The sequence below is a fragment of the Methyloceanibacter sp. genome, from assembly GCF_050999895.1.
Taxonomy (GTDB): domain Bacteria; phylum Pseudomonadota; class Alphaproteobacteria; order Rhizobiales; family Methyloligellaceae; genus Methyloceanibacter.
The window spans coordinates 1-8,662 of sequence record NZ_JBPCOU010000001.1 but is presented as its reverse complement, the minus strand read 5'-3'; the positions used below and the strand labels follow the sequence as shown (position 1 = coordinate 8,662).

Sequence of the window (8,662 nt, the reverse complement as noted above, 5' to 3'; positions counted from 1 at the left end):
GAGCGGTCATGGATGCGCCATCCCATCAATGGGAAGGCGGTGAGGCACTCTGACTACAGGCTTGTCGGTTTCGGCCGTCAGCGGTCGATCTACACACCTCTGGCGACGCTTTACGAAGCGTGGGCCGGTGTCGCCTTCCTCGACGGTGAAGCCTGCGGCCTTTTCCACCGATGGGATGGTGGACCGGTGCGCCCCGGTGTTGGCATCGATGATTTGAACGCTGCCCGTGATGCCGCGGGAGAATAATGCGAGCGCAAGATCGCATTCCGGGTTGCGACTGCCCTTGACGACGAACTCGCCTCGGAAGCTTACCGAGTAGAGACCTGTGAAGGGCACACCCGGTACGCGCGTCGGCGGATGCAACAAAGCGGTGAGTACGTCTTGCGCTTCCGCGTGGCTGGGCTTATTTGAAAGATCGATCCGGTAGCCAGCCTGGTCAATTTCCTGAGCCCCGTCGCCGTACCCACACGGCGGCGGGGTTTCCACATTAGGAGGCGCTTGCATGGGCCGCCTCCTGTTGCAGTGAGTTCTCCCACGTAACAAGATCATCTAGTCGCCAAAAGCGGCGACCGCAGATCCGGATCGGCTTGGGAAATTTTAAACTCTCGTCGTGCTCACGACGATACAGCCACATGTCAGAGACATTGCCGTAACGTCGCTTCATATCGCGGGAGGACAGAAACACATCCGACCTAGCGTCTTCGCTCCTGTGAGATTGCATTGGCGTGCGTCCTAACTTGTTGCAGTTGGACGCGATTTAGGAAGCGAGACCGATAGGCCCAACATAACCCAAAATCCTGTGGCGTTTTTTGCGCCGGCTTCGGAAGTGGGCGAACTTCTAGCTGCGTTTCGCAGCCTTTTTTACAAAGCGGCCCTTGCTGAACTTATGGCCCCGAGGGATTTTTCGCTCCCAGACGCCCCTAACACCCCTGGATGTGAGAAAATGACCATGGCTTTTGAGCACCCGAGCCACGAGTGAAAAGGACTGCGATGGACGCAGCCCCAACTCACGATTCAACTGAAGGATTGCTTGGCTAATAAAAGCATCGCGCACGCCATTCCTACCTGCTCCGCCTTGTCGCGACGCCGCGTGGACGATTTTTTGACTTAAGATGTTCGCTACATAGGAGCTGATTGGTTCAGGTAGTGGCAGCCCCCTTTTTATCAGCTCCCAAGCTTCGAGGCATACCGCACATACGGCGTCGTGGTCGGTGTATTTTTGTTCCGCCGATTTTACGATCGACGACCAAAAAGCGGTATCGTTCTCTGCCCGCATGAGAAACTCAACCGCATTTGGCGTTGGCACCGTTTGACCAACATTTGCGTCTTTAAGCTTTTTGAAGGACCGGACCCCACCCCTCCATCATCCCCTCAATGAGTTGCAATGCTTTCTGCTGTTCCGCTTTCACTTTGCAGCGTTCCCAATGGTAATTAGGGCGACGTGCTCTGCCCATGCCTCCAGCGCCACTCGCTTCTCGGCATCGAAACTGTGACGTTGATAGACGCCTACCACTCCGCTTCGGCTGCCGCTCGAATGACCCAATACGGCTTCGATTACTTGGAGACTAAAACCCAGCCGCTGAAGTCCCGTAGCGACGGTGCGACGTAGATCGTGAATGGTCCATGGCGGATCGAAGGAAGGCAATTCCTTCTTCGCCTTTGTCCATCCGCTGATTGGGGTGTCTCCATTTGTGGTGAACACCAAATCGCTCAATCCAGTAGAGCCTTGGTCGCGACCCGACTTGGCTACTCGAGGCAAGGCTTCGATGATCGTCACCGCGGGCTTGCTCAATGGGATGGTGTGGGGCTCACCAGTCTTGGTCCGCTCGCCCCGAAGCTCAACGCTATGGTCCTCTGCGACAATCACAACCTCCGACCAGTGCAGCCCCCCGATCTCTTGCCGGCGCGCACCTGTCAGGATCAGCAATTGGACAGCAGCACCAAAAGGCCATCCGAGTTTCGCGGCGGCTTGCCATACAGCCTTAAGCTCGTGATCGGTGAGCACCCGATCGCGCTTTGTCTCACTCCCCGGTTTTGGCAAATCGGCCATCGGGTTCGCCGTAATAATGCCCCGACCGACTGCCCATCTGAAAAGTCTATGAAGGTGAGCGTGCAGCCTCCGGGCAGTGATAGGCGAGCCGCGGTCGACAACTGAATCGATCACGTCCAGCACGTCCCGCCTCCCGAGCTCGAGCACCGATCGATGCTTCCATGCCGAGGTGGCGTCTTTGTCGATTAACCGTTTAACAGCGTCGTGGGAGCGGTTGTCGGACTGGTCGCGCTTCAGCCACTCCGCCAGGACGCTCTCAAAGTCGGTGACCCCGGTATCTCTCTTGCGGGACGTTGCAGGATCTCGACCTGATTGCGCCTCGTTGCGGGCGTTGCGCCAGGACTCGCGCGCCTCTGCCAATGATAGGGCAGGGTAGGTGCCCAACGTGCAACGCCGAAGCCTGCCGCCGATGCGGTAATGGAAGGTCCAGGCCTTGCGACCTCCATAGCTGATACGAAGCGCCAACCCGGGGAAGCCTTGGTCAAACACATCAATTTGGCCTGCATCGGGGGGTTTGAGCCGCTTCACCGCGGCATCCGTAAGCGACCGTTTGACCAAGTTAACCGGCTCCGTAGTGAACCATAGGTAACTCAGGAGATACGTTTTGACCTGTTACCTAGAGTTATGCTACGTTAGCGCTTCGGAGGGTAAACGGCAAGGCGCGTAAGGCTTTCGTGCACCTAGAATGTGTTGATCCGTTAGGGTCTGAAAAGCTGCCGATTGTGATTGTGGATCAAGAGGTCGGTGGTTCAAATCCCCCCAGCGGTACCAACACCCCGGCGGTACCAAACTCCCAAGTGAATCGATGCCTCGCGCGGTAGGGGGTCCGATCATCAAAAGAGATTCTCGTGCCTACGGACGTATCCGATAGCCCGGCTTGGACATGACAGCCGAAGGCGAAAGCGAGTGCATCCAGCCCGGCGCCTGCGGCGGCGGGCCAGGAATGAGCTGTTCTCCAGCGTAGTCGTAGTTATTGGAATACAGGAATTGGGAGTCCTCGGCCTTTTCACCGGGCATTCTTGGTGTGGGACCAAGCATTGGGCCGCGTAAGTCCGGCGTCTCCTCGAGCTGAAGTTGCAAACTCTCTGAATTTGCAGGCGGCTCTTTTTGGACCTCGAAGGCATGGGCGCTCGGTGCCGCCAACCACAGTCCAAGAGCGCCAAAGAGGGCGATGCGCTTCATTGATTCCCCCGAAACGGTTCGAAGCAGTTAACCCATTTTAACGTATTCGGAGATGGCCGCAACGGGCCAATGGCGGCAAATGTGCGATGAAAAGAGATAGAGCCACCTCCCCAATGCACTGATAGAACGCGGCTCTATGGCCCCGCGCATTCTCTATCTCGTCACCGAGGATTGGTATTTCCTATCCCATCGACTGCCGATGGCGCGCGCCGCGAAAGAAGCGGGTTACGAGGTGCACGTGGCGACAAGGCTCACACAGGGCCGAGACGCCATCATCCGCGAGGGGTTCATTCCCCATGCATTGGGCTGGAGCCGGGGCAGCGTATCTCCCTTCGGTAGTATTGCCGCGGTGCTGGAAATCAGACGCCTCCTGCGCGAGATCCGGCCCGCCATTCTCCACAATGTGGCGCTGAAGCCGGTGCTGCTCGGCAGTGCGGCAAGCCTGTTCCTCTCCACGAGGGGCGTGATGAACAGCCTGACCGGCGTCGGCACCCTCTTTATAGGGGAAGCGAAGGTCAGTGGGCTCGCGCGGCGCGCCGTGCGCCTTGGTCTCGCGCGCCTCCTGAAGCGTCAACGCAGCCGCACCGTCGTACAGAACTCTGACGACCGCGGCTTCGTACTCGATCTGGGCGTGCCGGCGGAGAACATTGTTGTTATTCCGGGGTCCGGCGTCGACACGACCGCGCTCACGCCGCTGCCCGATCCGCCGCCTCCCGTTACCGCCGCCTATGTTGGTCGCATGCTTGCCGACAAGGGTGTGCTCACCCTCATCGAAGCGTTCGCTTCGCTGCGGGCAGGTGGCGTTCCGCTCCAGCTCTTGCTTGCCGGCGACTGCGACAAGGAAAATCCCGGCTCGCTGGCGCCGGAGCAATTGCGCGAGTTCGCGAGTGCGTTCGGTATTCATTGGCTCGGCCATGTCGCGGACATCAAAGAGGTTTGGGCCAAGGCGCATTTCGCCGTGCTCGCCTCGCGCCGGGAAGGGCTCCCCAAGAGCCTTCTCGAAGCGGCGGCATGTGGGCGCGCCATGGTGGCGACCGATGCGCCAGGCTGCCGCGAGATCGCCATCGAGGGTGAAACGGCGCTCACCGTCCCCGTCGACGATGTCGATGCCCTCGCCGATGCCATGGCGAGACTTGCGGGCGATGCGGCATTGCGCGAACGATTCGGCAAGCGCGCACGTGAACTGGTCGAGACAAAATTTTCGGCCGACACTATCGGCCGCCAGACCGTCGAGCTTTACGAGCAGCTCAGGGCATCGTAGTGCCGTTGCCGCCGCTCGCGCACATCATGCGCCGAATGCCATCGCGCGTCGCAACGCTGGGCTGCCACCCGATGCCGCGCAGCTTGGCAGCGTCAACGACGAAGCTTCCGGACACGCGCTCCCAGTCCGCTTCCTTGCCGAAGGATGCCATCATTCGTTTCACCGCCCCGGCGGGCACCTTCATGAGATGCGGCGAGCGCCCAAGCCCCTCCCGCATCGCCGCAACGAGATCGGCAACGCTGATCGGTTCGGTGTCTGCGACGAGAAACGTCTCTCCGGCAGCCTGTGACGAGGTGAGGGCGAGGGAGATCGCCGAGATCAGGTTTTCTAGCGCCAACAGCGAACGCCGATTATCGAGGCCGCCGAAGGGGAGCGGTATCGGTGTTCGCGCAAGCGTTGCAAGGCTCGCAATATTGCCTTGGACGTCGGGCCCATAGACCACGGCGGGACGAAGGATGGTGAAGGCAGTCCCGCTCCCCTCTACGAGACGTTCCGCCGCTAGCTTGGAGCGGCCATAGATGTCCGTCGGCTGAGGAGTATCCGCCTCGGTGATAACGTGATCCGACGAGAGTCCTGCTTGCGCGCGTACGGAGGACAGAAACACCAAGCGCTCGGCGCCTTGCGCCGCCGTCGCGATTTCACCGACTGCGGCCGCATTGATGCGCTCGTAAACCTCGTCGGGAAGCATGCCCGGCGCGTGCGCGAGGCCCGCAAGATGCACCGCATGCGTCACACCCTCGAGCAGCGGCGACCAGTCGACCGGCTTGGCAAGATCGGGCAGCGCCGCGCGTTCTATGCGCTGGGCTGACGGGATTGAATTCATATCCCGCCCGGCAGCTCTCACGTCCCAGCCCTCTTTGGCGAGTGCGCCGACGAGCCGCCGGCCAATGAAACCAGATGCGCCGGTGATGAGGACCTTGCGCGACATCAGCGAGGCTGCCCCAGGCGTACAAGCAGCAATGCGGTTGCGGCGCCGCCGGCAACCAGCAGCACCAGGTCGAGCGCGGCGGACGGTGTGAGCGCGGCCGTGACCGCGAAGACAGCCAGGAGGAGGCCGAGCACGAACACGCGCGCGGTCACCTGCGGCACCGTCAAGCCTTGCACCACCGCGCGTTGGTAGAAATGGCAGCGATGCGCGGTAAGAATGGACTCCCCGGCGATCAGGCGGCGGCCGAGCGTGATTGTGGCGTCGGCGAGCGTGTAGAGGGGGAAGAGCACCGCCGCCGTGAGATCGATTCCGGCGACGAAAATCAGCATATAGGCGATGCAGAGTCCGACCGGCAGGCTGCCGGCGTCGCCGAGAAAAATGGAAGCGGGGTGCTTATTGAATACCGCAAAGCCGATCATGGCGCCGAGTAGCGTGAGAGCCAGAAGTCCGATGCTTGGCGGTAACAGCCCGAGCAATTGAAGTACGGCGACGCCGAGCGTCATGGGCACCACCTCGGCGACCGTCATCCAATCGATGCCGTCGAGAAAATTGACTGCGTTCAAAAACCACACGGTGCCGATCAAGATCATTCCGCGCTCGGCAACCAGGGGAACGGAGGCGGGCAGAACGCGGATGTCCTCCGGCACGCTCAACACGATCACCAAAGCCGCGAAAGCTTGCCCCATCAGCCGCCACGACACGGAAACGGCACGCGCGTCGTCAAGCGCACCGAGCGCGGTGAGGCCCATGGCGGTCGTCAGGACGGGAAACAGGCTCGGCCTGACCGACAGAGGCAAAATGGCGGTCACGAGGGTGCAGACCGTGAGGACGGCGAGCATCACCGCGATGCCCGCGCCTTGCGGCGTGGCTACCGCATGGGAGGAACGCGCGTTCGGGTGCGCTGTCAAATAGCGGCTCAGCCAAGGCCTCGTCAGAATGATAAGCCCGATCGTCAGACTCGCGCTTGCCGCGCCTGCGGCGAGCCAAAGCGCCAACTGCTCTCGCACCATCACCTTAATGCAGCGTACGGGAAAGGGGCTGCCACTCGTCCTTGCCCGCGACGGGCGGGCCGGCAGCAGCCGGCGCATAACCCTCCACTGTGACGCGCAACACGTCCTGGATGTCGCTCTCGTCGAGCCTTTGAATGGCGTCCTCGAGACGCTCGAGCGCGATGACGAGTTCGTCGTAGGGCAGTATCGGCTCGTTATTCTTGAAGATGCGGGGATGTCCGGTGCCGGTCGTGTTCTCGCCGATCAGAAGTTCCTCATAGAGCTTCTCGCCGCGTCGGAGCCCGATATATTCGACGTCGATATCGCCGTCGGGGTTGTTCTCGTCGCGCACCTCGCGGCCGGAGAGATGGATCATGGTGCGCGCGAGATCGGCGATCTTCACGGGCGTTCCCATCTCCAGCACGAAGACCTCGCCGCCGGTCGCCATGGCTCCGGCCTGTATGACCAGTTGCGCGGCCTCCGGGATCGACATGAAGTAGCGGATAATGTCGGGATGGGTGACCGTCACGGGTCCGCCACGCTTGATCTGATTGCGGAACCGCTGCACGACGGAGCCCGACGAATCGAGCACATTGCCGAAGCGCACCATCGTGAAGATGGTTGAAACGCCAGGCTCCTGCGCAAACCCCTGCAAGATAAGCTCCGCCAGCCGCTTGCTTGCGCCCATGATATTGGTCGGCCGCACGGCCTTATCGCTCGAAATGAGAACGAAACGCTCGACGCGCAGCTCCTTTGCGAGCTCCGCAAGCACAAGCGTGCCGAACGTATTGTTCTGCAAACCCGTGAACGGGTTTGCCTCCACCAGCGGCACATGTTTGTAGGCGGCGGCGTGATAAATGACATCGACGCCATAGTCCTGAATGGCGCGCGCGGCGAGCTTGCGGTCGAGCACCGAGCCGAGCACGGACACGATCCTCGTCTGGCCGAGGATTGCCGCTTCCGGGTCCTTGTCGCCGTGACGTTGGAGTTCTTCGATTTCCATCGAGATGTCGTACAGCGCAACTTCGGAAAGGTCGTACAGCACAAGCGTCTTCGGCCCGAGGTGAAGCAGCTGGCGCGTCAGCTCGGAGCCGATCGAGCCGCCGGCGCCGGTGATCATTACCACCTTTCCGCGCACCTTCGACGAGAGCAGCTCCATGTTCGGCGCGACCGGATCGCGTCCGAGAAGATCCTCGACATCGATTGGTCGAAGGTCCGTGACTTCCACATGACCTGAGGCGATCTCTTCGAGCGCGGGCAGCGTCTTGACCAGCACCGGGTAGGGCTCCAGCGCCCGGATCGCGACGCGCCGCTCGCTGCGTAGCGTCGACGGCATCGCCAGCATCACCTCTTTGACGTTTAGCTCGACGATCGTTCTGCCGATTTTTTCCGGCCGCAGAACCTTCACGCCATGCACCATCTGGCCGGCAAGGGACGGATCGTTGTCGATAAATGCCACCGCTTTGTATTGGCTGGTCTCGTTGAGCGCGCGCAGCAGCTGAACGCCCAGGGTTCCGGCGCCATAGATGATCACGCATTTACGCTCGTCGAAACTCACGGGTTTATGCTCAGGCGCACCCCGCAGCAGCAGCGCGCCCGCCCATTGCCGGCTCAGTCGGATAAGGCCCGCCGCGACGAGCGCATAGATCACGACGACCGACCGCGGATGGTTGGGCATGCCGCTCATCAGCACGACCAAGCCCCAGGCGCCCGCGGCCATGACCACGGCGACGTAGATCCGGGTCGTTCCCTCGGGACCGATGAAGCGGGTGACAAGCTTATAGAGGCCACGGAAATGGAAGGTGATGACGCCGATCACGGGCGCGGCGGCCATGAGCAGCATCATGCTCCATGAGCTCGGCACATAAGGCCGGCTTAGGCGCAGGGAATACGCCGCCCACAGCGCAATGCTCAGCATGAGAATATCGTTGGCGACGAGCAAGGACCGCTTGAACCAGCGCGGACGCTCGATCAACCATTCGGCTAGACGCATCGGGCCCCCCGAACAGGCCTGGGCACGGGACCTCAAACAAATCCCATGCGCATCAGATATCTCTTAGATGGAGAGTGCGCCGCACCATAGCTGAAGCACCGTGGGAACGAAAGCTACGTGAAGGTAGCGCGGGAACCAGCGGAAAGGCGAGGATTTTCCAGACTCGCCTGAGGTCGGGCATGCCCAAAAAAGTCACGCCGGTGGCAAACCACGCCGTGGAGGCTGTAGCATCCGACAACAAAAAGCCGGCGAAGGCTTG

9 protein-coding genes are annotated in these 8,662 nt (G+C 61.1%); 1 reads left to right on the top strand and 8 read right to left on the bottom strand.

From position 1 onward, the window contains the following. Nucleotides 1–6: 6 nt before the first annotated feature. From ACR2J1_RS00045 to ACR2J1_RS00030, 4 genes are all read right to left on the bottom strand, one after another. Nucleotides 7–504 carry a hypothetical protein gene (locus ACR2J1_RS00045; RefSeq protein ID WP_434017297.1) on the bottom strand — a complete coding sequence of 166 codons (498 nt, stop codon included), beginning with the start codon at nucleotides 502–504 and terminating at the stop codon, nucleotides 7–9. Between the two features lie 334 nt (nucleotides 505–838). Then, the gene (locus ACR2J1_RS00040; protein WP_434017296.1) at nucleotides 839–1,276 is read right to left on the bottom strand and encodes a hypothetical protein; all 438 of its coding nucleotides are present in this window, start codon (nucleotides 1,274–1,276) and stop codon (nucleotides 839–841) included. 129 nt (nucleotides 1,277–1,405) lie between these two features. Continuing rightward, the gene (locus ACR2J1_RS00035) at nucleotides 1,406–2,608 is read right to left on the bottom strand and encodes a tyrosine-type recombinase/integrase (protein ID WP_434017295.1); all 1,203 of its coding nucleotides are present in this window, start codon (nucleotides 2,606–2,608) and stop codon (nucleotides 1,406–1,408) included. A gap of 294 nt (nucleotides 2,609–2,902) precedes the next feature. Then, nucleotides 2,903–3,232 carry a hypothetical protein gene (locus ACR2J1_RS00030; RefSeq protein ID WP_434017294.1) on the bottom strand — a complete coding sequence of 110 codons (330 nt, stop codon included), beginning with the start codon at nucleotides 3,230–3,232 and terminating at the stop codon, nucleotides 2,903–2,905. Nucleotides 3,233–3,368: 136 nt separating this feature from the next. Between ACR2J1_RS00030 and ACR2J1_RS00025 the strand changes: the two genes are divergently transcribed. Further along, entirely contained in the window at nucleotides 3,369–4,493 is a 1,125-nt protein-coding gene (locus tag ACR2J1_RS00025) for a glycosyltransferase family 4 protein (protein ID WP_434017293.1), read from the top strand. Here ACR2J1_RS00025 and ACR2J1_RS00020 read toward each other — a convergent pair. The 4 genes from ACR2J1_RS00020 to ACR2J1_RS00005 all read right to left on the bottom strand — a co-directional run. Beyond that, nucleotides 4,480–5,421 (bottom strand): NAD-dependent epimerase/dehydratase family protein, encoded by a 942-nt coding sequence (locus ACR2J1_RS00020; protein WP_434017292.1) that lies wholly within the window; start codon nucleotides 5,419–5,421, stop codon nucleotides 4,480–4,482. The two genes, ACR2J1_RS00025 and ACR2J1_RS00020, sit on opposite strands and share 14 nt — an antisense overlap. Further along, entirely contained in the window at nucleotides 5,421–6,431 is a 1,011-nt protein-coding gene (locus tag ACR2J1_RS00015; RefSeq protein WP_434017291.1) for a glycosyl transferase, read from the bottom strand. Before ACR2J1_RS00015 ends, ACR2J1_RS00020 begins: the two co-directional genes overlap by 1 nt. Before the next feature lie 4 nt (nucleotides 6,432–6,435). Beyond that, nucleotides 6,436–8,403, bottom strand: coding sequence for a polysaccharide biosynthesis protein (locus ACR2J1_RS00010; protein ID WP_434017290.1), 1,968 nt, complete (start codon nucleotides 8,401–8,403; stop codon nucleotides 6,436–6,438). 52 nt (nucleotides 8,404–8,455) lie between these two features. After that, nucleotides 8,456–8,662, bottom strand: a 207-nt coding sequence (locus ACR2J1_RS00005; protein WP_434017289.1) for a hypothetical protein, incomplete at its 5' end; no start/stop codon positions are given.

Excerpts from the sequence above, each read along its gene's own strand:
- ACR2J1_RS00045 (WP_434017297.1), bottom strand. The coding sequence starts at position 504 with ATGCAAGCGCCTCCTAATGTGGAAACCCCGCCGCCGTGTGGGTACGGC.
- ACR2J1_RS00040 (WP_434017296.1), bottom strand. The coding sequence starts at position 1,276 with ATGCGGGCAGAGAACGATACCGCTTTTTGGTCGTCGATCGTAAAATCG.
- ACR2J1_RS00030 (WP_434017294.1), bottom strand. The coding sequence starts at position 3,232 with ATGAAGCGCATCGCCCTCTTTGGCGCTCTTGGACTGTGGTTGGCGGCA.
- ACR2J1_RS00025 (WP_434017293.1), top strand. The coding sequence starts at position 3,369 with ATGGCCCCGCGCATTCTCTATCTCGTCACCGAGGATTGGTATTTCCTA.
- ACR2J1_RS00020 (WP_434017292.1), bottom strand. The coding sequence starts at position 5,421 with ATGTCGCGCAAGGTCCTCATCACCGGCGCATCTGGTTTCATTGGCCGG.
- ACR2J1_RS00015 (WP_434017291.1), bottom strand. The coding sequence starts at position 6,431 with ATGGTGCGAGAGCAGTTGGCGCTTTGGCTCGCCGCAGGCGCGGCAAGC.
- ACR2J1_RS00010 (WP_434017290.1), bottom strand. The coding sequence starts at position 8,403 with ATGCGTCTAGCCGAATGGTTGATCGAGCGTCCGCGCTGGTTCAAGCGG.